This is a genomic window from Blastopirellula marina, from assembly GCF_002967765.1.
Lineage (GTDB): Bacteria > Planctomycetota > Planctomycetia > Pirellulales > Pirellulaceae > Bremerella > Bremerella marina_A.
This window is the reverse complement of record NZ_PUHY01000014.1, coordinates 185,336-208,872: the sequence shown is the minus strand read 5'-3', so window position 1 is coordinate 208,872 and position 23,537 is coordinate 185,336. Positions and strand designations below refer to the sequence as shown.

Sequence of the window (23,537 nt, the reverse complement as noted above, 5' to 3'; positions counted from 1 at the left end):
TATCGGACAACGGGCCTTCGACAATGATCGCCCGTCCTATTTCCAACTTTCCGATATTGCCCGCGCAAGGAGATCGTGCCATGGGGCTGAAGATTGATCGCGACGTCCACCGCTTCCGCGAAATCGTGCGAGGTAGGGTCCGTGATAATCTTCGTAAGTACATCACGCACGGCGAGATGATCGGGCGCAAGGGGAAAGATCTCGTTAGCATCCCGGTCCCCAGCATGGATGTACCTCACTTTCGTTACGGCAAAAACAAAGGTGGCGTCGGCCAAGGTGATGGTGAGCCAGGCGATCCAGTGGGTAAAGGAGATGATGGTGACGGTGCTGGGCAAGCTGGGAGCGAGCCGGGCAAGCACATGCTGGAAGTCGACGTCCCGCTCGAAGAACTCGCCGCGATGCTTGGCGATGAGCTAGAACTCCCCAAGATCGAGCCGAAAGGGGATGCGAACATCTCGCAATATAAAAATCGGTACGACAGCATTCGATCGACCGGCCCCGAATCGCTACGACATTTCCGACGTACCTATGTCAAGGCATTACGCAGGCAAATCGCCTCAGGCATCTACAACCCCAAGAATCCCGTCATCGTACCGGTGCGGGAAGATACGCGTTATCGCAGTTGGACCAGCATCCCCCAACCAGAAGCGAACGCCGCCGTGATCTACGTGATGGATGTCTCTGGCTCGATGACCGACGACCAGAAAGATATCGTCCGGACCGAAGCATTCTGGATCGATACCTGGCTCCGCAGCCAATATAACGGCGTCGAAACTCGTTATGTCATCCATGATGCCAGTGCCAAAGAAGTCGACGAGCATACCTTCTACCACACCCGCGAGAGCGGCGGCACGCGGATTAGTTCTGCTTACAAAGTGGTGCAAGGCATCTTAGAGAAAGAATTCCCCACGTCGGAATGGAACATTTACTGCTTCCAGTTCTCCGACGGCGACAACTGGGGAGAAGACAACAAAGCCTGCATGCGGGTACTGGAAAATTCGCTGATCCCGGTCTGTAACTTGTTTTGTTACGGACAAGTCGAGAGCCCCTACGGGAGTGGCGAGTATATGAAATCGCTTGCTAATCAATTTGGCAAGAACCACGAAACCCTCATCTTGTCCCACATTGAGGACAAAGATGCGATTTACGACTCCATCAAGCTCTTCCTAGGTAAAGGTAAGTGAGGTTCTTCATCTTAAGGTAACGGTTTATGTCGACAGCTGATTTTGATTCCGTCATGCCACATCGCTACTTGGTACGCGTGGGGCACAATCAGGTTACGGTGGTTTGCCAGACGGCGGCCGAAGCAATCCAACGCGCGAAAACACAATTGCGTCACGACTTCCCAAGACTGTGGGATGTGATCAGTTCGCTTTCGGAAAGCAAGTTCGAGGTCCAGGATCTCGATCAACCATCGAGCTAGGCGAGGGAGGAAATCCATGCCCATCACGCATCGAAGTTTCGCGAATCTGCCCGAGGAACTGGCAGAAGTGCAAATCGAAATCGAGCAACACGCGCTCGATTACGGCTTGGACTTCTTCCCCACGATCTTCGAACTGGTCGATGTCGACCAATTGAACGCGATCGCGGCGATGGGTGGTTTTCCAACTCGGTATCCCCATTGGCGTTTCGGCATGGAGTACGAACGCCTCTCGAAAGGTTACCACTACGGTCTTCAGAAAATCTACGAGCTGGTGATCAACAACGACCCATGTTATGCGTACCTGCTTTCCAGCAATATGTACGCCGATCACAAGCTGGTCATGGCTCATGTGTACGGCCATTGCGATTTCTTTAAGTGCAACCAATGGTTCAGTAAGACCGATCGCAAGATGATCGATCAGATGGCCAACCACGGAAATCGTATTCGCCGCTACATGAATCGCTTCGGTGTCGAGGAAGTCGAGAACTTTATCGACGCCTGCTTAAGCATCGAAGACCTGATCGACATTCACTCTCCCTTCATTCAGCGGTCACGCTCGGAAGATCGCTATAAGTTCCACGCTCACACTGACGAGGACGCCCAGCCAGAATCCGCTCCCAGCTTTCGACTTCCCGCCAAGGGATACATGGATAACTTCATCAATCCCCGCAAGAAAGCGAACGATGCGGAAGAATCACCACGGCCAGCCCGAGCGATCCCGGTGCCGGATGAACCGACCAAAGATGTGATGCAGTTCTTATTGAACTATGCTCCGCTGCGTCCTTGGCAGTTAGATGTGCTGTCAATGATTCGCGACGAAGCCTATTACTTCGCCCCGCAAGGGCAAACGAAGATCATGAACGAAGGGTGGGCTACTTACTGGCATTCCACCATTATGACTCGGCATGGACTGACCGCGTCGGAAGTCATAAACTACGCCGACCATACCTCCGGCACGTTAGCCTCGAGCCCCACTCGCTTGAACCCGTACAAGCTGGGACTCGAACTTCTACGAGATATCGAAGATCGCTGGAACCGTGGCTGCTTCGGCCAAGATTACGACGACTGCGATGACTTTTACGAACGCCAGAACTGGAATACCGATGTCGGCCTCGGACGTGAAAAGATCTTCGAGGTCCGCCGAATCCATAACGACCTGACCTTCATCGACGAGTTCTTCACGCTCGATTTCTGTCGCCGTTACAAGATGTTCCAGTTCGGTTACAACGAAACAACCGAATACTACGAGATTGAAAGCCGCGAATTCCCCAAGGTCAAACAGCAACTTCTGTTCAGTTTAACCAACATGGGCCGCCCCGAGATCTTCGTCACCGATGGCAACTACAAGAACCGCGGCGAGATGCTGCTGACCCACCGCCATCAAGGCATTGAACTGAAAATGGACTATGCCCGCGATACGCTTACCAACTTGTTCACGCTTTGGAAGCGTCCAGTCCACATCCATACCATTCTCGATGAGCAAGAAGTCGTGCTGAGCTGGGATGGAACGCATCACGAATGCGTCAAACTCGAAACGAGCTAGTTGATTGAAAGAAGATGTTTAGCCACAGAGGACACCCCGTGAACGGAAGAGTCTAGTCAGAGCAACCACTGATCCCGAATACGTGAAGCAAATCAGGAAGAAAGCATCCATGCTTATCGGTGTAATCGGTGGTTAAAACCTCCCGCTGCTCTTCGGTGATCATCGTGTCCTCGGTGGCAAACCCTCTTCTCCTTGTTTTTATCATTCATACTTCCCAAAAGGAGAAACATCGTGTCTCACGGACTAAGACAATCGCTGGATAACCATCCAGCGCCGAACAGGAAGTTCGAAACGGCGCTAAACCAGGGAAAGGTCACGGCTACCGACCTGACGGTCGAAAAGGTGGGCGTTTCGGCTCGACAAATCGATTACCGATTCAACGAGGTCAAGTCTCATGAAGAAGCAACGGACGTTGCGGAAAACCTGGTTCGCCGTGTCGACTACTTGTTGGAACCGCTGGCGATCATCGAACGTGATCCATCCGGACGTCAGATTCAAATCCGCTCGCAAAAACCAAGCAGCGACGGCGATACGCGGCGTTATTATGAAATGAACGTCGATCACAGCGGCGTCTCGATCGAACGTTATGCAGCCGCTGGAGGTGATCGAGAACAGGACGAAATCCATCTCACCCGAGAATCGTTCGAACGCCTCTGCCACGACCTGGACGATGCTTCCGTAAATTCAACAACGAAGCGATGATTGCCTGACCGATCGGAACAATTTGTAACCACGGATGGGCACGGATATTTGGAAGCGAATCGCCGTTAAATCCGTGGTTAATATTCTCTTCGTTCTGCTTCGCCTGCTCTCACAACTCGGGCTACTTCGACCGGACCGCGCGATTTGATAGACTGAATGTTTCAGTTGTCATGTTTCGCCCTCTTGTAAGAAGTCAGTTCCATGAGCCACGGTCGTCCCGGTTCCGCCCCACTTCCTGAACCCTCTATTATCCCGACCGAGGGTTGGCACTGCGGTCATTTCTATTACTCGTTCGATCGGGCCCTTCTTTTAGGATTCTCGCCGGAAGAACTCGCTGACGGCTGCCAAGAGATCATCGCGATTCTCAATCCGGAAGCGGAAGGTAATCCGCAGCGGCTTCAGGTTTCGATCGTCAGCGGGCACAAAGCCGATTTCGCCTTGATGCTAATGGACCCAAATCCATTGGTGATCGATATGGTTCATCAGAAACTATTGGCCAGTAAGTTCGGCGCGGCGATCACACCGACGTATTCCTTTGTTTCGGTCACCGAAATCTCGGAATATGTTCCTTCAATTGAACAGTTCGCCGAACGTTTGATTCGCGAGGGGGAAGAGAAGGACTCGCCTTCGTTCGAGGCCAAGGTCAATGCCTACGCCAAGCGTTTGCCGATGATGAATAATCAGCGTCTGACACCAGACTTCCCTCCTTACCCGGCGACTTGCTTCTACCCGATGAACAAGAAGCGTAAAGTCGGTGAAAACTGGTTCACGCTCCCTTTCTCCGCACGAAATGCGTTGATGGCCGAGCATGCTCAAAGCGGGATGCAGTTCGCGGGAAAAGTTTCGCAGTTGATCACGGTCAGTGTTGGCCTGGACGACTGGGAATGGGGTGTCACGCTCTGGGCACGCAATCCGGAGTACTTAAAAGACATTGTCTACAAGATGCGATTCGATGAAGCGAGTGCCCGGTACGCCGAGTTTGGTCCGTTCTATACCAGCTATATCAGCACGGCTGAAGAGATGCTAAAGCATTGCCGAATTGGTAAGCTGGATTAGTCACGCTACCAGCCATAGCGGTTTGCGTAATGGCTATTCATCCTTCTTCCGTCTGACGGGAAGCCGACATGACCTCTTCCAACTCCAATCGTCCTTTGAGAATGGACGACTTGAAGAAGCCTGATTTGGCCGAAGGGGGAAATCCATTCCGGGACGAGTTGGCGGAAGAAGGAAAAGAAGCGGACGTCAACGCGCCTGCCGATTATCGTGGCGCGTACGAAACCGAGGCGAACTCGCGGGGCATCGTGCTTTTGCTTTCGTCGCTAGTTGCCTTCTTCGCAAGTGCAATGCCCATGACTCGCTTCTTTTGGCCCATTGCCAGCGGACTATTGGGACTTTTCGGGTGGGTCGTGTCTCTGATCATCGCTCCCGTTGCGCTCGCCTACGCCGTAGCTGACTTGAAGGCAATTCGCATGGGTCAGCTCTCGGGAGATGGTGCCTGGCAAACCCACTGTGCATTTTGGATCTCGCTGCTTACCATCCTCAACGCAGCGGCGACCGTCGTCGCGATCATTTATGAAAGCTTCATGGTCGTCTAGCAGTCTGTTGATTTTCTGCTTCGGTAGCGAGTCATTGAGATTGGAGCGAGGGCAAGACGTGAGTCCGCAGGCATATCCACTAGATATGTCGAGGAATTCACAACGCCGCAATCGCCCCAATCTCAATTAAGTAGCCGATCTGAGAAATTCAACAGGCTGCTAAGCTTACGACTCTGGCGCTTCTTTGTTTTCTTCCTTCATCGGGGCCCGCTTGAGGTTTTCTGCTGCTTTCGCCTTTTGAGCCGCCTCGAGCTTGGCCGTTTTTCCCTTATTCGGGATCAAGAAGATTCGAACCTTGGTTCCTTCCGGTGGAATCTTTTCGGTGTTGGCCTCGAACCAAAGATTGTTATTCGCATCGGTGCTAGGCACGGGCAGGTCAAGCATGGAAGAACGGAAGTTACTCACACAGATTAGCTCGCCTCCTTCCGCCGCGTATACCTGTTTGCCAGGCAAGGTATCCGGATCGATGCCTTCCTTTTTCGCCTTCTGGATCTCTTCTAAAGGAATATCCTTCCAGAAATAACTGCCTGGAAATACCCAGTTGTAAGCCATCTCTTTCTTTCCTTGTGCTTCACGCACCCACTGCTGAGCTCGAACCGATTGCAACTTCTTTTTGTCGTCGGTCCACTGAACAAGCACGTCGATGACATCACCAGACGGGGGAGTGTACTCTGGATCAAACGAGACTGGCTCGCCCTGTTTCGCACCAATTCCCAGCAAGGCAGCATGCACCACATAGGCGTCAACCGGCACCGCCACAATCGACTCGTGTTCCTTCGTTCCCCTTAAACAGGCAAACATTTCCAGCGACCCCTTACGAAGGCAGACTTCGCCGTCCATGATCACCATCTTCCGCTTGGTGTCGATCCAGACCGGCATATTTGGCATGAGCTTACGAATCCCGTTGGATTCCTGTAGCTTCACATCCTCAGGGTTTACCATCGGAGTTTCGGCTTCCGCCGGCTTTGTCTCGGCGGGCGAAGCTTCCTTTTCTTCTTCCTCTTGAGCGTTAACCGTCGTGATCGGTAAGAGGCAAACCGTTAACATGAGGGTTAGAAAAAGGCAACGAACAACGCTCGACAGGAGGCTAGACGCGGGCATGGCATTTCTCGGCGGAAAACGGTAACCGGGGGGCGTCAAAGTCAGCCCATATTGCTAAGATGATCAAGCCAGCATGCTCCCCTTTGACAGGCATTCCGCATGCGGCGATCACGATGGACCTATTCTAACAAACTCTTGCTCGATGGAAGCCATGGCCACGGATACTAGCTCCCAATCCCAAGACGCCCCAGCCACCCACAAAACAAAACTTCCGGCTTGGGTAAAGCTTGCCAAGACAGCCCCTAAAGAGGCTGATTGTCGCGATTGGCAACAGTGGAGTAGTTACCTTGCAGCCCGAAAGGATGTGGCACCATTACAAAGTCTGGTTTCTGGTAAGAAGTCATCTCCATTCGCCTGGGCGCTATTCGCCGATGAAGTGATCGATAGCTGCACAATCCCGCTGTTGGAAAAGCTGGGAGAGGTTGCCTCAGGACGAACCAAACCAACCGCTAAGCTGGCCGATGAATTGGAAGCTTGGCTGGGAAGCCTTGATCGTCGAATTGCCGAACGCAATTTGGTGCTCGAATTGTTGGCATGCACCCATGCCTTGCCACAGTTGACCTCGGTGCTGGATGCCGACTTGTGGTGGCGAATTCTCGACAAGGTCATGAGCCACGCAATCGATGCGACCTCCACCAATTTCGAGAAGAAGATCTTCGAACAAGGACTCGCCGGCGAGTTACCTCTGACCCTTGCGTACATCTTCCCCGAACTGAAAGCCTGCCGCGATCTAGGCAAAGCAGCAGTTCAGGTAATTGATGAAGGGATGCAATCGCTGACCGACGGCGAAGGCCTGGTAAAAGTAGACCAGTTACTGCACCTGCGTGCGTTGTTGGCATGTTGGACGCGTAGTCAAGCGATGATCCAAGCAACCGACGGCTGGAAGCTTTCGTCCGATGCGTATACGCAGTATCAATGGACGGTTCGCCATTTATTGCGGTTTACCCGAGCCGACGGAACTCAAACGCTGGCCTCCGGTCTCTCAGGGGTTTACAACAAGCACCTATACCATACCGCATTAGCCCAAGGCAAAGACGAAGAAGATGACGTCATTGCCCATCTGACACTTCCCAATGCCAAAGGGAAAGCGTCCGAGTGGCAGCTTCCCTACCCCAGCTATGAATCAACCTGGAGCGAGTTCGCGTACCTGCGTGCCGATTGGCACCGGACCAGTCCTCGCTTTGCCGTTCGACACGACCTAGAACCGCTAATCGTCGAACTCGAATCGCGTGAAGACGTCCTCCTAAGCGGAGCATGGGACACCAAGATCACCGTCGACGGCTTCGTCCTGTCGCCGACCAGCAACTGGGAACAAGTCGGCTGGCTGGCGGATGACGACGGCGATTACCTGGAACTTGAGCAAGAGTGGACTGAAGGGGTTCGCCTACAGCGGCTCTTTTTCATGGCTCGTGAAGACGACTTCCTCTGGGCGATGGATTCGGTCTTGCTAACCGACCCAGCTCAAAAGATTGAATACCAAGCCCATCCACCTCTCACACCACAAGCCCAGATTGGTTTGGCGGAAGAGACGAACGAAGTGTTCCTCGATTTACCCAAATCGAAAGCAACCTTGCTTCCCGTCGGTATCAACGAATGGCAAAGTGACTCTTCGCTGGGCAAGTTCGGTATGGTCGAAGACAAACTCACGTTACGTCAGACCGGTAGTGGCAAGGCGTTGGTGGCCCCAATGTTCTTCGACTTGGCGAAGAAGGGCCAAGGTAAACCGCTTACCTGGCGACAATTAACCGTGGCCGAAAAACTGGTTATCCAGCCGCGAGATCGTGCGGTTGCCTACCGCGTGCAGACTGCCAATGGCCATTGGGTCTTCTATCGGTCCCTCACCGAAAAGGCCAGTCGCACGTTCCTGGGTGTGAATTTGATTTCCGAGGCCGTCGTGGCTCGGCTTGACGAAAACGGCGACATCGAGAAACTTCTGGAAGTCCAAGCTTCCTGAACACCAGCGATCCTCCCATGCAGACTCGATTACGCGAAAATCTCGACCGCGTACGGCAAACCTTGGCAGAAGCCGCCGCGGCATCTGGTCGCCAGGCGGACGCGGTACGCCTGATCGGCGTAACGAAATACGTTGATATCGAAACGACCCAAGCTCTCCTCGAATTGGGCTGCCAAGACCTGGGGGAAAGCCGTCCGCAGCAACTTTGGACGAAAGCAGAAGCCTTGGCCAGTTTCTCGCCGCGGTGGCACATGATCGGTCATTTGCAGCGCAACAAAACGAAGCGAACCATTCCGCTTTTATCCGTGCTGCACTCCGGAGATAGCTTGCGTTTGCTAAGAGCAGCAAACGACGATTGGACAGGTGAAGCTCCGCTTTCGACGCTGATCGAAGTCAATATTTCTGGCGACTCTGCCAAACATGGCTTCCCGCCCGTGGATATCGAGCCTGCACTGCGACAAATTGCCGCGTTGAAACAGCTGAAGATTGTGGGCTTAATGGGCATGGCTTCGCTTGAAGGAGGTCGAACCCAAGCTCAAAAGGATTTCGCGGCATTGCGTCAGTTACGCGACAAGCTGCGTGAAAACTGCCCGGATGAAATCTCGCTCGACGAGCTTTCGATGGGAATGAGTCATGATTTTGACTTGGCAATTCGTGAAGGTGCCACGATGGTGAGAGTGGGTTCCATACTTTTCGAGGGTATTGCGTGAACGTCAACGTTCAGCCGCACGAACTGGGTTGCGTTTTGGAAATCAAAGCGCAACCCGGTGCTCGCAAGGCCGAACTCCGCGGTTTGCAAGCTGGAGCCTTGAAAGTCTGTGTCACTGAGGTGGCTGAGAAAGGGAAAGCGAATAAGGCGATTATTACCCTTTTGCGCAAAATGTTTAAGCTTCGCGGTTCGCAGCTTGAGATCCTTTCCGGGGAAACTTCCTCGCAAAAGAAGTTGTTAATCCGAAACGTTTCGCCTGATTCGTTGGTACAACTCTTAGTCGCCCATGGTGTTACTGACGAGTAAAATGGACGATCCGTCCAATTTATCTTGTCACCGATCGTTTCCTAAAATACGATCTACCAAAATTGCTAGTCCATTACCTTCCTATCGAGCTAGTCTTGAGGCAAATCGGCGGGAAGAAACCTTATCATTTCAACGCGCGGAAAATTCATGAAACGGCGGATTGGAAAATTCGTTGGTCTCATCATCGTCACCATCTTTGCCCTGGCTGTCATGTACGTCAGTGGCGGGCGCAACCATTTTAGTGCCCCCCAAAAAGAAACCGGCGAGACCACCGTTCCCACTTCAGGCAGCGAATCTCTGGCACCTGTCACATTGATGCCGTTGCATCGACAGCCAATCGAGATTCTCGACACCTACGCTGGTACCATCGAGCCACTGGAAAGCTTCTCGCTTGCATTCCAGCAAGCCGGGCGGATCGAGTCGCTTGGCACCACCCCCGAAGGCAAGATGCTGGACATTGGCGATCGTGTTTCTGCGGGACAGGTGCTCGCGAAACTCGATACTCGGATCCTCCAGGCTCGTCGCAACGAAGCCAACGCCAACATCGAAAACGCCCAAACCGAATACGAGCGTCTCGCCAATTTGCAGAAGCGGAGCCCGGGTGCCGTTACCGAAACATCCTTTCAGCAGGCCATGCAGCAACTGGCCGTCGCCAAGGCGATGCGCGACATTGCTGAAAAGAACCTGGAAGACGCCGTCTTGATCGCACCGGAAGATGGCGTAATCTCGAAACGATTAGTCAACGCGGGCGAATCGATCAACATGCATCAAGCGGCCTTCGAGATCGTTCAGGTTGACAAAGTCTTGCTGACCGTCGGTGTGCCCGAATCTCGGATCATCGCCATGCAGCGTCAGTTCAATCAAACACGCCGCAAGGTAGAACCTTCCAACCGAGCAAGCTCGCCGAATCCGGCCTCGGACTTTAAGGTCTACGTCCGACGATTTGACACTTCGTCCAATTTGGAAGGGGATTCCGTTTTGGAAGGAACCGTGTATCGTATGGCGGAAACGGTGAGCGACCGTAACGGATTGTTCGAGGTCGAGGTTCTACTCGATAACCCGAATCGTTTGCTAAAGCCCGGTTTGGTCGCCAAGGCTGACTTTGTCATCAGTGAAATCGAAGGGTACCAGATTCCGGTTGAGAGCGTCGTCTTCAACGATCGGACTGCAAATTTGTTTTTCGCCGCTGTTTCGCCGGAGTCTCCCACTACCAAAATCGACTTCGCTGGCATGGACCTGGCGAACGTGCCACACCTGATCGCTCATCGTGTCGAGATCCCCCGCTACATCGAGCAAGGTCGTCACTTTATTCTTTCCTCGATCCCAGGTAATTACGAACTGCTGGTCGTCCAAGGCCAACATCGCCTGGTCGACGGTCGGCCTTTGGAAGTGATGGGAGCAGTCAACGAAAAACAATCTCCATTGTTCTCGCCTGCCAACGACCAGGGTCCCATGACAGAAGTATCGCGTCTGAAAACCGACAACTCCGGAAAGTGAGCTAGGAGCAACTTCCCATGAAAATGAGTGCCGGAGCGATCGAGCAGCCGCGGTTCGTGATTGTTTGCACGGTGATTGTCCTATTTGCCGTCGCACTGGTGATCATGAATATCGCCGTACAGCGTACGCCTGCGATTTCTAAGGCGGTTGTTCTCGTCGCCGTCCCCTACCCTGGGGCACAGCCAGTCGAAGTTGAAGAACAAATCACCAGCAAGATTGAAGATGCGCTGCAGAAGCTAAAGAACGTCGACTTCATCGCTTCGACCAGCATGCGTGGATCGAGCATCACGCAGATTATCTTCCTGGACGGCGTCGATCCCGATCAGGCTCGCGGTGAAGTGAAGGATTTGGTCGATGAAATCCGCCGCGATCTTCCCGTTGCCCGCGAAGTTCAGCCGTCGGTGACCGATATCGACTTCGAGAACACACCACTGATGCTCGTCAATATGACCGCTCCGCAAGGTTTCGACGAAGCAGCCCTGAAAACGCTGGCCGAAGAAGTTCAGGAGGAACTTGAGACCATCCCGGGAATCGCCAATACGCAGCTCTTTGGCGGCCGTGAGCGCGAGATTCATGTCAATGTGAACGTTGATTTAGCGGCGGAATATGGCTTGACATTGGGCGATTTTCGCCAAGCCCTGGCGAACTTTCATGCCGAGATGCCTGCTGGTGAACTCGATACTGGTACGTTCGACTTCCGCGTCCGCAATGAGACCCAATTCCGGGGTGTCGATGACATTCGCAATGCGATCATTAGTAACTCTGGTGGCAAGCTGATCAAGATTGGTGATGTCGCCGAAGTCGAAGACACGTACCGCCGACTTCGCAACGTCGCCCTGCTCAACAGCGATTCGTGCGCGACGATCATCGTTAACAAAGAAGCCGATATCAATACTCTGGCTGCCGCGATTTCGGTGAAAGAGAAAGTCGAAGAACTGCGTCCACAGTATCCAAATATCAAGTTCTCAATCACGCGCGACACGTCGGCCGAAATCTCGATCATGTTCCGTGTGCTCGGTTCCAGCTTTGTCTTTGGAGCGATGCTGGTATTGGTGATCCTGGCCTGGAGTATGGGTCTGCGAATCTCGCTGCTGGTGCTGACCGCGATTCCTTTAAGTTCGGCCGTGGGATTGATTTCGCTTTATGCCTTGGGGATTCCGATCTCCAACATGGTGATCTTCGCCTTCATCTTGGTGCTCGGTATGGTGGTCGACGGTGCGATCATTGTGGCGGAAAACATTCACCGTCATATCGAACGTGGCGAAGATCCAGTCGATGCCGCCAAGATTGGTATCGAAGAGGTTGGCACTCCGGTGATCATGGCCGACCTGACAACGATCGCCGCTTACCTTCCGATGCTGCTAGTCCCCGGCATCATGGGGGATTTCATGCGGGTGATGCCTCAGGTGGTGAGCGTGTCGCTGTTTGGAAGTATCTTGGTCGACCACTTCTTTATCCCGGTGGTTGCGGCTCGCTGGTACGGACGCCGTAAACCGAGTGAAGTGGTCGCCGACGAGTCGGTTCACTCCGCGATTCCGCGAACCCACGACGACGCCGAGATCCGGATTCGCCCAAACCTCGGCTTCTTCACCAAGGTGTATATCTACGCATTACGTTGGAGCCTGCAAACTCGCTGGGCGATTGTTGCCTGTACGGTGTTGGCCTTAGTTTGGGCTGGCTTCATGATGGTACATGTCGAGAAAGAGTTCTTCCCACCGAGCGATCGTGGCCAGTTTGAAGTAAAGTACGAGCTTCCCTTGGGCAGCAGTATCCACCAAACAATCGCCGCAGCAGAAGCGATTCAAGAACCACTCCGCGAACTTGCAGCCCGTCCAAATAGCGAGTTGGTGAATTTCGTCTCGGCGCTCGGTTCGTCGGAAGGTTTGGCTAGTCGCTTGGAAAACGACCCAGCGGTTGGTCCGGAATTCGGCACCATCATGGTCGAATTGCTTTCTCCTTTAGATCGCGAACGCCACGAACGAACGATCCTAGCCGAGCTTCGAGAACGATTCGATCAAACTATCAAACAGTTCCCCGGCATGACTTACACCATTAAAGAGGTCGAGGAAGGCCCGCCTGGTGGTGCCAAGGTGGCTGTCCGCTTCACTGGGGACGATCTTGATCAACTTGGTTATGCAGCCGACTACACAACCGAAGCACTTCATAAGATCCCACAAGCAGTCGACGTTCGCTCAGACTACCGCAATTTGAATCCAGAAATCGTGGTCGAGCCATTCCCGGAAATTGTCGGCTTGTATGGCATGACCGAAGCCCAGGTTGCTCAGGCGATTCAGACGGCGATTAACGGCGACACGACGATCGAACTGAATCTAGGGGACGAAGATATCACCCTGCGTCTACAAGCTTTGGATGAGTATCGCGCATCCAAGGATCAACTGGAACGAATCATGCTGACCAGCCCCAGTGGGAAGAAGGCGACGATTGGGCAACTTGCTGAGCTTGATCGAACGACCAGCTTGTTTGCGGTGAATCGTTACGATCGAAAGCGAGCCGTCACCGCCAAGTGTGATGTGGTCGACAATCCCGATACCGACCTGATCTTCGAGCGGTTGCGGGAGGAAATTCTGCCCTCCCTTGGCTTCCGTGCCGTAAACGATCCGTCGATCAGTTTCATGGATATGGCCTTCGTCGGAACCGTCGGCACACCCTCGGAAGGATTACGGGCCGAGTTCACGGGTGAGAGTGAAGAAACGGCCAAGAACATGAACTATCTCACGGCCTCGATGGCGATTGCCGTGGTGTTGATCTTCGCGATCCTGGTTTACCAGTTTGGTAGTTTTCGCCAGGCGTTCATCGTGATGCTAACCGTTCCGCTGAGCTTTGTGGGGGTGGTCGCGGGCATGTTTATCAGCGACTTCCCGTTTAGTTTGGCCACGTTCATTGGCTTGGTCAGTCTCACCGGCATTGTGGTGAACGATGCGATTGTGGTGGTCGACTTCATCAACCAAGCAAGAAAGCGTGGCTTGAACGTTCAAGATGCGATCATTGAAGCAGGTATCAATCGCTTGCGCCCGGTGATGCTAACCACGGCAACCACGATTGGCGGGCTGCTGCCGCTGTACTTGAACCTAAGCGGCGGAGCTGAATTCTGGCAGCCGCTGACCGGGGCGGTGATCTTCGGTTTGGGATTTGCCACGATCTTGACGCTGTTGGTCATTCCGGTCGCGTACAGCTTGGCTTACTTCAACGCCGATTGGCAACCAGGTGCGTTTGCCCGCTGGTGGGGATCACGCTTCGGCCGGAAAGCAGCGGCCAACTAAGCCGCTGCTTGAACACCAAAGGAAATCTAGTTGGTCGCTTCGACCTCAGGCTTTACTTCTTCCTTTTTGCCATCCAAAACTTCATCAACCGCCTTCTTCATTTCGGCGGCGAAATCGATCTCGTAGTTTTGATCTGGAATATCTTTTGAATCGGCCAGATCCTTACAGGCCGTGATGAATTGGCGTAGCTCTTCGTCAGAGACCTTTTCACGAAACTCCAACTTGCCGTCGGAGTTTTTATCGGCGATTCGTCCTACGACGAGCTTCTCGAATTCTTTCTCGTCAATCTTCTTTTCAAACATACCGTGCGCGATGCGCTGTAGCTGTTTGACGGCATTCGCTTTCTCTTCGTCGGACAGTCCGGAAGGATCAATATACTTGGTCCGGGCAACTTCTACCGGAATCGCCGCGATCATTGGGGACTTCATAATCTTCTCCCCCACCTGCTTCAATTGCTCGAAGGTGATCTTTCCATCGCGACTTCCGTCGGCCAAACGAGTGATCTGGGCTTTCATTCCTTCCTTCTGCTCTTCTGGCAGATCGGTGTCGTCGATCATCTGCTTCATGCCAGGCTCGACCACGTTAGCAGCCACGGCGTTCCAGTTCGTCGTCGCGTAGAAGTAATAACCGACGCCGCAAGCGACGCCTGCCAAAACGAGACACACCACCAAACAACCAATGACGATGGTCGTGCAGCCGCTGCCACCAGAGGATCGTCTGTCTTCTACCGTGAACTGATCGTTGGACATCGCCGCAAACTCCTTTGACTAATGAATTCAATACGAGAGCTCGTCTGCAATCGCATTGATACCTCCCCGGAATGGGGACGATTATCGCCGATTCTACTTGGCAGGCAATAATGGAACTTCGTGGTAGGCGGCAAAAGCTTGCTCGATTTTTTCGGGAGAAGCCACTCCAGCATGCACATAAAGTCCATATCGCAGCAAAAGCGACTCGCCTTGTTTTAGTTGTACCGGTTTTTCATACGACATCGTGGCCCCCATCCAACCATCGTTGCGCACATGGAACGCGCTCGGGAAGGTTGGGTTATCACGGTGATTCATCAGCGTAATGCCCTCGTTGGTCGCCGGCGCGATCGGCCCCGAATAGTCAACCCAACGGGCTGGCTTACGGAACACTTCCTTCTCGTCAACTTGTCCCTCACTGTTACGAATCGTTCCCCCGCCGTCGTGCACGCCGACCGTTTTCGCCATACGCACTCCCAGCGGACCAAATGGCGTATCACCGAAAGTCACGGGTTCGTTCTTCGCGGTCAATTGAATGTCGATCGCCAACAACCATTCATCGTTCGTCAAAGGAACGAACGTCATCGTACGTGATTCTTCGAGTAGTTGCTTGTCACTTTCGGTATCAATCCAAGCGTTTGTCATCTGTATCACAGCACGATCGTCGCGATCGACGAATTGACCGATGCGGGTATGCTTGATCTTGCCAGGAGAAGGATCGGCCCAAAAGTCGACACCGTTGACGTCGTGATGCGTCACCCAAACCGAGTTGTGATGGCTGTGCCCATTCGGATCGTGCGGATGCCCCATGCGGGTCAAGCTTTTGCCCGACGGTCCTACCATGGGATAGAGGAACGGCCGCTCAAGATCGGGGGCGAAATGGTACCGCGATATCTCCTTACCGTTGCGTGTGACCGAGATCTGATCGTGTGGCAAAGGCAAGACCTGCATTTGCGGAATCGGCTTAGCTTGAGGCAGCGGCTCGTCAGCATGGACCAGAAGCGGCAAGAACATCAGCAGTAGCAGAGAGAGGCGGGAAGCCATCGAAAGAACTCCAGGCAAAGGTGGGAAATCAGAAGGAGTTCCTACAGCGTATCCGCTGGCGACATGGTGCTCAAACAAAAACGGCCTGACAAATTGCCAGGCCGTTTGCTTAAGCTTGCTCTGAACTGTGCGATTTATTCGTCTTCATCGAACTTATATTCGATCTTCAGCACTTCCAATTCATAGGTGCCCTTCGGTGCTGGAATCTCGACGACATCGCCAACTTTCTTACCGATCAGCTTCTGCGCCATCGGGCTGTCAACAAGGATCTTGTTGTTCATGAAGTCCTCTTCGCCCGAACCAACCAGCGAATAGACTTCTTCTTCGTCCATGTCGACGTCGCGCACGGTGATCGTTGCGAAAAAGCCAATCACGGAGGTGTCGACCGACGACGGATCGATGATGTGGGCTTTGCTCAGCTTGGATTTCAGCAGGTTGATCTTAGCCTGGATCATGCCTTGAGTTTCCCGCGAGCCGTGGTACTCGGCGTTTTCTTTCAGGTCACCTTCGGCACGGGCGTTAGCTACCTTTTCCGTGATTGCTGGCATTTCAACGTCTTCGAGATGCTGCAACTCGGCCTTAAGCTTCTCGTACCCTTTACGGGACATGGGCATTCTATCGGCCATGCTCGACATGTCAGAAACTCCCTAGCTGAAAAAAAAACGCGACCTGGGTCAGGCCGCATGTTGGTCTTGTTTGTGTTGTTCTTTTTATTGTTATTGAAATGTGAGGCGTTTGTAAAGCCAGCTTCCGCCAACCGCTAGCGTATTACCCTAATTGGGCATAACACGCCGAAAAATCGGCAGTAAACGATTGCTTTTCGTCTATTCAGGGAAGTAAAGAAACGCCCCGCACGACGAGCAAAACACGGGCTTACCAAGCTTCAAGTCGCTAACCGTCTGGATTCGCAGCTGTACATTACACTGCGTGCAATAGCCGTTAACGACGGAGGATAGTGCTTCCTCACCCCTAGTTTTCACCACGCGTTTGTAGTCGGCTCGAATATCAGGAGGAATGTCTTTCTCAACGCCTTCTAACTCTTCGAGCACGCGTGCGATTTCCGATTCTAACTGCCCACGTTGCTGCTCGACTTCGGCTTCAACTTTCGCCAGATCGGCCTGAGCACGCTCGACACCTTTGTTGGCTTCGATCGCTTTCGCTTCCAACTGGTCAATCTTTTCCAGTGCCTCGAGAATTTCGTCCGACATCACGCTGTTGGCCATTTGAGCGGCCGCGATTTGTTCCTTGAAAATCTGGAACTCGTCGTTCGTCCGGGCGGCATTCAGCTTACCTTCGGTCGCCTCGATCTTGCTTTCGCTTTCCTTGAGCATCAACTGCTTCCGGTCAGCGGTCATCTTGGTTGACTTGATTGCTTCCTTCGTTGCGCTAACCACTTCCTCGGCGGCCGTCACGCGATTGCGCGCGGCGTTCACACGAATCGGGCACCGCGTCAAACGACTTCGCAGGTCGCTGAGCTGTCGGTGGATCCGGTGAAGTTCCTGGAGCACCTCGCTGTATGGTCGGTCGGACATATTCCATCCATCAGGGGGATAAAGCGTTTCGATGTTCTGGATAATGTACCAGTCCCCTTGGTTCTAGCACACGCCACACCCTTATTTTACCCGTGAGCGAAAACAAAAAAGCATGGGCCCTTGGACAAGACCCATGCTTTTCAGGTTCACATGATTTGAAAATCACTTAGCCTACGCGGCATCCGCCGTATGCAGGAAGCCCGCCAATTGCTGGCTACGAACTGGATGTTGTAGCTTTCGCACGGCTTTGGCCTCGATTTGGCGGACACGTTCGCGGGTCACTTTGAAAATGCGTCCCACTTCTTCCAGAGTATATGTGTAACCGTCTTGGAGGCCGTATCGCAACTTAATGATCTCGCGTTCGCGATAAGTCAACGTCTTCAGCAGCCCGCCGATCTTGTCTCGCAAGATTTCGTTGGAAGCCTTGCGGATGGGGGTTTCTTCATGCCCATCCTCGATGAACTCGCCGAAGCTGCTATCTTCGCTCTCGCCGATCGGACGATCCAGGCTCACCGGGTGGCGGCCGATGTCCATCACACGGCGAACTTCTTCAACCGGAATTTCGCTGCGACGTGAAATTTCTTCCATGGTCGGCTCACGACGCAGTTCCTGCAGCAAACGCTTTTGAACGTTACGCAGTTTCGACAAGACGTCGATCATATGAACCGGAATGCGGATCGTACGAGCCTGATCGGCGATTGCCCGGGTGATGGCCTGACGAATCCACCACGTGGCATACGTCGAGAACTTGAAACCACGGCGATATTCGTACTTGTCGACGGCACGCATCAGGCCTGTGTTGCCTTCCTGAATCAAGTCGAGGAAGCTCAGACCCCGGTTGCGATATTTTTTCGCGATCGAAACGACCAATCGAAGATTACCGCTGGAAAGTTCGCGTTTGACACCTTCGTATTGATCGAATTGCTTGCGGAATTTCTCGCAGCGAGCACGCAAGCTACGGGGACTTTCCAGGGTGAGCAGCATCAAGTCGCGAAGTTCTTTGCGGAGATTGGCGCGTTCGTCCTTGGCCGCGGGGATATCGCGGATCAGGTCCAAGCGAGCTCGGATTTCTTCCATCCGTTCAGCAAAGTCTTCTAACTGAGCCATGACCGGCTGCACTCGACGCGTTCGCAGGCTCAACTCTTCGACCAACTGCAAACACTTCTGGCGACGGCGAATGAAGCGTTTGCGAGCGGCCAAGCGTTCTTCGCGTGGCGTGCTCTTTCGCAGCAGACGCTGGAAGTCGCGACGATTTTGTTCCAACATGACGCGCAACGTCTTCAAGTTGTGCGGCATGCGACCTTGAATTTGTTCCTTGGTTAGATTCTCGGTAAGCGAGACCTTGATCGTACGATCAAATGGCAATTCACCGCGGTGAACCTTTTCCAAAATCTCTACGGTGTGACGTAGTGCGAAGTCGCAGCCGAGAACCAAACGGCGGAACTGCTTACGAGTGATTTCAATCTTCTTGGCAAGGGCGATCTCTTCGGTGCGAGCCAATAGCGGAATGGAGGCCATTTGCGAGAGATACATACGAATCGGATCGTCGCTGCTCTTCGTGATTTCCTCCGAGCCAAACGATTCGCCACTGCCATCTTCATCGAGCGCTTCAGCAAATTCGCGGGCCGAAGGTGATTTATTGGAAGGAGCGTCATCGAAATCATCTTCTGGCGGATCGGTAACCAGTTCGATCCCGCGATTCTCGAGTTCAGCCAACAGGCCGTCGAGCTTTTCGCTTCCACTGGCTTCGTCCGGGAGATATTTATTGACCTCGTCATAGGTCAAATAACCTTGCGACTTGCCTTTTTCCAGAAGTACAGCCAACTCTTGATCGGCGAATTCCATAGTGAAGACCTCCTTGCCTTCCCATAAAATACCTTGGTCATTTACGCAGTGAAATTGAAATGCGGGTCAATTCAATCTCTGCGACGTCAAGCGGTATCCTTTACCCATCCGTGGGAAAGGAAATACCCTGGCGATTTCGTTGTTGCTCGATGATTTGATTGAGGATGTCGAGCTCGTCCTCAGGGGAAACCTGTCTCTGTTGTATGGAAGCTTCTTGTTGACCAGAGAATCGATTCTCATGTTCACGTCGATAGGCATCGACAATGAGTTTCAATTCTTCGCTCGGATCTCCAAACTTCTTGTTTGCAGCTGATTCGTCGAGCTCTATCAACAAGTAACGCAACGACTCGTTTTCAACGGCATCCAAGATCCCAGGAAACCCACAATCCTGATGGGCATCGCTACGGGCCTTGAATACTTGATAAACGGCTTTGCCAACCTGACTGTGAAGTTCGTCAGGTCCAATCTCCTCAATACACCAGTCGATTGTTTCGGGTAGCGCCAACATTAGCTGGAGCAGTGTTTTATCCCAAGTATGAAGTTCGTCAATACGATAGACCGTGTTATTACTGACCGGCGACTTCTTTTCCTCAGACGCGAATCGATCTTTCGCGCCGGTAGCCTGTCGCAAGGCCGACAATCGGGTTCGTAATGCGGAATCTTCCACCTGAAACTGGCGAGCAATGCGCGCCAGAAATTGATGTTCGCGAAGCCGGACTTCCGAGGAAGTTTCCGAGGCCAGGTTGGGTGCTTTGGCCAAAGTATTTAGGACGTCTTCCAGCGCATCGTTCGCTCCGTGCAGGTCATTCGCCAGGTCGATGCCGGCGGTCGCGATTCGAATCTTGTGCTCTAAGGCATCCAGCGATTTGGCCAGGTGAGCCCGGAATGCGTCAGCTCCTTGCTGTTGCACGAAGTCACACGGATCTAAGTTGCTGGGGAGCGTCGTAATTCGCAGGTCGACTTGTTGAGCGATGAACAGTTCCAGCACTTCGCTGGTTCGCTTTTGCCCAGCTTCGTCACCGTCGAGCACCAGGTAAACGGTGTCGGCGTATCGTCGCAGAAGTTGAATGTGACGTGCCCCTAAAGCGGTTCCCAGCACGGCCACGGCATTTTTCACGCCAGCTTCGTGCAAGGCAATCACATCGGTGTAACCTTCGACGACGATCACTTTCTTACTGCTGGTGATGTGATCGCGAGCCAAGTCCAACGCGTAAACATTGTCGCTCTTCGAGAACAGTCGCGTTTCTGGCGAGTTCACGTACTTGGCCGACTTGTCATCGGCGTAAGCCGGCAGAATTCGACCGCCAAATGCGATCGGACGGGACTGAGCATCGCGGATCGGAAAGATCACGCGTCCCTTAAAGCGATCGTACGCGTTGCCCGACTGCGACTTGCCGATTAAGCCCACCTTTTCCAAAACGGGCTGCGTGTACTGGCTTTGGTGCGATTTGTTGCAAAGCCACTGCCAATCGTTCGGCGAGAACCCGATATGAAAATGGTGAATCGCGTCCTGCGTAATACCGCGATCGTGTAGATAGCGTCGGGCTTCGTCGGCAATGGGATCTTTCAGCAGCAACTCATGGAAGAGTCGCTCGGCCCAAGCCAAGGCGTTGTATTGATACTTCTTGTCGTCCGGGCTTCCAGCTGGGGCGACAGGCCCTTGCGATGGCAGGGCAATATTGGCTCGATCGGCCAACAACTCCAGAGCTTCTCGAAATTCGATTGACTCGCGACGCATGACAAAGCTGAAGACGTCGCCACCGATCCCACAGACCCAGCACCGCCACGATTGGCGTTGTGGATTGACCTGAAAACTGGGACGCGAGTCGTCGTGCCAAGGGCACAAGGCGACGTAGCCGCGACCTTGCCGTCTCAGATTCAAGTACGAACCGAGGATATCAACGATGTCAGATGCGGCACGCACCTGCTCTTTGATGTCTTCTTTCGTCGCGTTGTTGTCTGGGGGTAAAGCCACCCTTTGGACTTCCTTCCAGGGTTGAACGGGAACCCTTTGCCCGAAAATGTCAGCGTGATTGCAACATCCTTGCGATCACCACTCAGCCTGAGTTTGACATTCTAGGCAGTGCCTTCCGTGACACGTGGGAGCAATTTAGCCCATTTCCCGATTTTAGGTCAAGTTCGCATTGACCTCTGCCGACACACTTTTGGTTTCACGCTAGCGGTTATCATTTACAATATCGATTTTGGGCTTTTAAGCGTAGTACTTTCGACTTTTTTCCCGTTGCCAGCATTGCTGTAAGAAAAGAGCAAATAATTTGGTCTCTCGTTTTTTTCCTCCCGCCGAACAAGCTGATGAACACGATTTGGTGTTGGTGGGTGGCCGACTGACATCGGAATGGCTGATGGACGCTTACCGTCACGGAATTTTCCCGTGGCCCATGTGGGGCGACTGGATGCCAATGACCTGGTTCTCCCTTGATCCCCGTGCGATCATCCCCCTAGATGGCCTATACATTAGCAGCCGGCTGAAACGAACCATCCGAAGTGGCAAATTCACCGTGACCTGCGATCAGGCATTCAGCGACGTCATGCGTGGCTGCTCGAAGCCGCGCCACAAGAAGGATGGCACTTGGATTACGCCCGCCATGATCAAGGCCTACAGCAAGCTAAACGAAGAAGGGCATGCCCACAGCATCGAGGTATGGCACGAAGGAGAACTTGCTGGCGGGATCTATGGTGTATCCATCGGTGGGGCATTCGCCGGCGAGTCGATGTTCCACAAAGTCCGTGATGCTTCGAAGGTCGCGTTAGTGGCGCTCGTTTCACACTTGAACGCACGCGGCTACCAATTGTTCGACATTCAGCAATGGACCGAACATACCGGCAGCATGGGAGCGATCGAGATCAGCCGACACGACTATCTGACACTCTTGAAGCAGGCCGTGGATCTTCCCGTTACCTTCGGCACCGAGCTGGCCCCAATCCTGCCGTAAGCATTACTCGCTGATAAGTTTCTTCCGCAGTAGATCGAGTCCCTGCTTGGCCATTCGTGGTGCCCAAATCTCTGGGTGCCCGGCCAGGCCGCTAGTAAGCGATTCAACGCCGTCTGGCCCCGCCAGTGCGATGGCATATTCGTCGGCCGACTCTGGATCGCAAAAAGTCCCCAGGGCCAAAGCAAAGTCAGTTTGATTCCCTTCTCGAGCAGAAGCCGCCGCCTGTTCGACTTGCTGTTTGGTGGCTAGTTCGCTCAAGGGGAGAATACTTCCCGCGACGAGAGACGTTCGCTTTTCGTCTACACTTCCCAGCCAGAAAGCTAACATCCCAGATGTGGAAGATTCGACGGTCGACAAGGTCTTGCCCTTTTGTTGAAGCAGGTAAACAACCACATCTTGCAGCTCTTGCTCTCCTTCGCCAAAGACCAACTCTCCTACGGCGTCATGAATCTGTCGGACGGTATCGTCAATCGCCGCATTGCACTGTTCGGCGGAAGTCCCGGTCGCAGTAATTCGGAGCGAAATGGTCGCTTGATGAACCGTAATGCCAACGCGCGGTTCGCGACCTCGCTTGATCAGATCGGGCAGCAGCGCCTCCATGTGGCTCTCACCGACACCAAAGCACTTCACCACGTGGTGGCGAATGATTTTCTTGATGGTCCCCTGCCCTCCGAGTGAAGGAACGACGGTTGCCTGCCACATCTCTTTCATTTCCGCCGGCACGCCGGGGAGGGCGATGAAGCGAGACGCATTGCCATCGATCTTGCAATCGAGATCGATCCCTGGCGCAGTCCCGTTGGGGTTTGAAATGACACGACTTCCCTGGGGAAACATGGCTTGAATCTGATTCTTGGGTGGCATCTGCCGTCCACGCATCGAGAAACGTCGCTCGATATGCTCCAAGCTCTCACCATGCAGTTCCAATTCAGTTCCGGTTGCTTCGGCGAGTGCCTGCCGAGTGAGATCGTCGTCGGTTGGTCCCAACCCGCCAGTCGCGATGACTAATGCGGCACGCGACAGGGCAATGCGAAAGACCTGGATGTTCGATGCCAGATCGTCACCGACGGTTGAATGGAAACGAACTTCGATTCCCAACGCTTCCAATTGCTGACTCAACCACTGCGAATTGGTATCTAAACGTTGCCCGCTGGTCAGTTCGTCTCCGATGGCGACTATCTCTGCAAACATACGCTTCCGTCTTCCTAGTGCGAATCTCGAGTCGATTGGTGGATGGAATCTATTCCCTACGATACCGAAAGCTGCCCGTTTCGGCACGACCCCGATATTTTGCGAAGGCGCACGGCG

At 53.4% G+C, this 23,537-nt stretch carries 20 protein-coding genes; 12 read left to right on the top strand and 8 right to left on the bottom strand.

Annotated features, from left to right (window positions below):
- Positions 1-80 precede the first annotated feature (80 nt).
- The 6 genes from C5Y83_RS23570 to C5Y83_RS23545 all read left to right on the top strand — a co-directional run bounded on the left by C5Y83_RS23570 (position 81) and on the right by C5Y83_RS23545 (position 5,263).
- Entirely contained in the window at positions 81-1,184 is a 1,104-nt protein-coding gene (locus C5Y83_RS23570) for a DUF444 family protein (RefSeq protein WP_105332254.1), read from the top strand.
- A gap of 26 nt (positions 1,185-1,210) precedes the next feature.
- Entirely contained in the window at positions 1,211-1,423 is a 213-nt protein-coding gene (locus C5Y83_RS23565) for a hypothetical protein (protein ID WP_105332253.1), read from the top strand.
- 16 nt (positions 1,424-1,439) lie between these two features.
- Positions 1,440-2,966 (top strand): SpoVR family protein, encoded by a 1,527-nt coding sequence (locus tag C5Y83_RS23560; RefSeq protein WP_105332252.1) that lies wholly within the window; start codon positions 1,440-1,442, stop codon positions 2,964-2,966.
- Between the two features lie 231 nt (positions 2,967-3,197).
- The gene (locus C5Y83_RS23555; RefSeq protein ID WP_105332251.1) at positions 3,198-3,668 is read left to right on the top strand and encodes a hypothetical protein; all 471 of its coding nucleotides are present in this window, start codon (positions 3,198-3,200) and stop codon (positions 3,666-3,668) included.
- A 201-nt stretch (positions 3,669-3,869) separates the two neighbouring features.
- Positions 3,870-4,724, top strand: coding sequence for a hydrogen peroxide-dependent heme synthase (gene hemQ, locus C5Y83_RS23550; protein ID WP_105332250.1), 855 nt, complete (start codon positions 3,870-3,872; stop codon positions 4,722-4,724).
- A 68-nt stretch (positions 4,725-4,792) separates the two neighbouring features.
- Positions 4,793-5,263: a hypothetical protein gene (locus C5Y83_RS23545; RefSeq protein ID WP_105332249.1), complete on the top strand. Its 471-nt coding sequence runs from the start codon at positions 4,793-4,795 to the stop codon at positions 5,261-5,263.
- A 165-nt stretch (positions 5,264-5,428) separates the two neighbouring features.
- Here the strand turns inward: C5Y83_RS23545 and C5Y83_RS23540 are convergent, their stop codons facing one another.
- Positions 5,429-6,364, bottom strand: a complete 936-nt coding sequence (locus C5Y83_RS23540; RefSeq protein WP_146117899.1) for a YdjY domain-containing protein — start codon at positions 6,362-6,364, stop codon at positions 5,429-5,431.
- Between the two features lie 151 nt (positions 6,365-6,515).
- Between C5Y83_RS23540 and C5Y83_RS23535 the strand changes: the two genes are divergently transcribed.
- The 5 genes from C5Y83_RS23535 to C5Y83_RS23515 all read left to right on the top strand — a co-directional run bounded on the left by C5Y83_RS23535 (position 6,516) and on the right by C5Y83_RS23515 (position 14,111).
- On the top strand, positions 6,516-8,318 hold the full coding sequence (locus tag C5Y83_RS23535; protein ID WP_146117898.1) for a hypothetical protein: 1,803 nt from the start codon (positions 6,516-6,518) through the stop codon (positions 8,316-8,318).
- Between the two features lie 17 nt (positions 8,319-8,335).
- On the top strand, positions 8,336-9,028 hold the full coding sequence (locus C5Y83_RS23530; protein ID WP_105332246.1) for a YggS family pyridoxal phosphate-dependent enzyme: 693 nt from the start codon (positions 8,336-8,338) through the stop codon (positions 9,026-9,028).
- Entirely contained in the window at positions 9,025-9,333 is a 309-nt protein-coding gene (locus C5Y83_RS23525; RefSeq protein WP_105332245.1) for a DUF167 domain-containing protein, read from the top strand. Before C5Y83_RS23530 ends, C5Y83_RS23525 begins: the two co-directional genes overlap by 4 nt.
- Positions 9,334-9,480: 147 nt before the next feature.
- Complete coding sequence (locus C5Y83_RS23520; protein ID WP_105332244.1) at positions 9,481-10,830, top strand: efflux RND transporter periplasmic adaptor subunit; 1,350 nt, start codon at positions 9,481-9,483, stop codon at positions 10,828-10,830.
- Positions 10,831-10,847: 17 nt separating this feature from the next.
- Positions 10,848-14,111, top strand: coding sequence for an efflux RND transporter permease subunit (locus C5Y83_RS23515; protein ID WP_105332243.1), 3,264 nt, complete (start codon positions 10,848-10,850; stop codon positions 14,109-14,111).
- A 26-nt stretch (positions 14,112-14,137) separates the two neighbouring features.
- Here C5Y83_RS23515 and C5Y83_RS23510 read toward each other — a convergent pair whose 3' ends face one another.
- The 6 genes from C5Y83_RS23510 to dnaG all read right to left on the bottom strand — a co-directional run bounded on the left by C5Y83_RS23510 (position 14,138) and on the right by dnaG (position 21,253).
- Positions 14,138-14,860 carry a hypothetical protein gene (locus C5Y83_RS23510; RefSeq protein WP_105332242.1) on the bottom strand — a complete coding sequence of 241 codons (723 nt, stop codon included), beginning with the start codon at positions 14,858-14,860 and terminating at the stop codon, positions 14,138-14,140.
- Between the two features lie 93 nt (positions 14,861-14,953).
- Positions 14,954-15,901, bottom strand: a complete 948-nt coding sequence (locus C5Y83_RS23505; RefSeq protein ID WP_105332241.1) for a PmoA family protein — start codon at positions 15,899-15,901, stop codon at positions 14,954-14,956.
- Positions 15,902-16,035: 134 nt separating this feature from the next.
- Positions 16,036-16,527, bottom strand: a complete 492-nt coding sequence (gene greA, locus C5Y83_RS23500; protein WP_105332441.1) for a transcription elongation factor GreA — start codon at positions 16,525-16,527, stop codon at positions 16,036-16,038.
- Positions 16,528-16,725: 198 nt separating this feature from the next.
- Positions 16,726-17,433: a zinc ribbon domain-containing protein gene (locus C5Y83_RS23495; RefSeq protein WP_105332240.1), complete on the bottom strand. Its 708-nt coding sequence runs from the start codon at positions 17,431-17,433 to the stop codon at positions 16,726-16,728.
- A gap of 171 nt (positions 17,434-17,604) precedes the next feature.
- On the bottom strand, positions 17,605-19,278 hold the full coding sequence (locus C5Y83_RS23490; protein ID WP_105332239.1) for a sigma-70 family RNA polymerase sigma factor: 1,674 nt from the start codon (positions 19,276-19,278) through the stop codon (positions 17,605-17,607).
- Positions 19,279-19,378: 100 nt separating this feature from the next.
- Positions 19,379-21,253: a DNA primase gene (dnaG, locus tag C5Y83_RS23485; protein WP_158262487.1), complete on the bottom strand. Its 1,875-nt coding sequence runs from the start codon at positions 21,251-21,253 to the stop codon at positions 19,379-19,381.
- A 301-nt stretch (positions 21,254-21,554) separates the two neighbouring features.
- Between dnaG and aat the strand changes: the two genes are divergently transcribed.
- Positions 21,555-22,232: a leucyl/phenylalanyl-tRNA--protein transferase gene (gene aat, locus C5Y83_RS23480; RefSeq protein WP_105332237.1), complete on the top strand. Its 678-nt coding sequence runs from the start codon at positions 21,555-21,557 to the stop codon at positions 22,230-22,232.
- Between the two features lie 3 nt (positions 22,233-22,235).
- Here aat and C5Y83_RS23475 read toward each other — a convergent pair whose 3' ends face one another.
- Positions 22,236-23,420 (bottom strand): CinA family nicotinamide mononucleotide deamidase-related protein, encoded by a 1,185-nt coding sequence (locus tag C5Y83_RS23475; RefSeq protein ID WP_105332236.1) that lies wholly within the window; start codon positions 23,418-23,420, stop codon positions 22,236-22,238.
- Between the last annotated feature and the right edge of the window lie 117 nt (positions 23,421-23,537).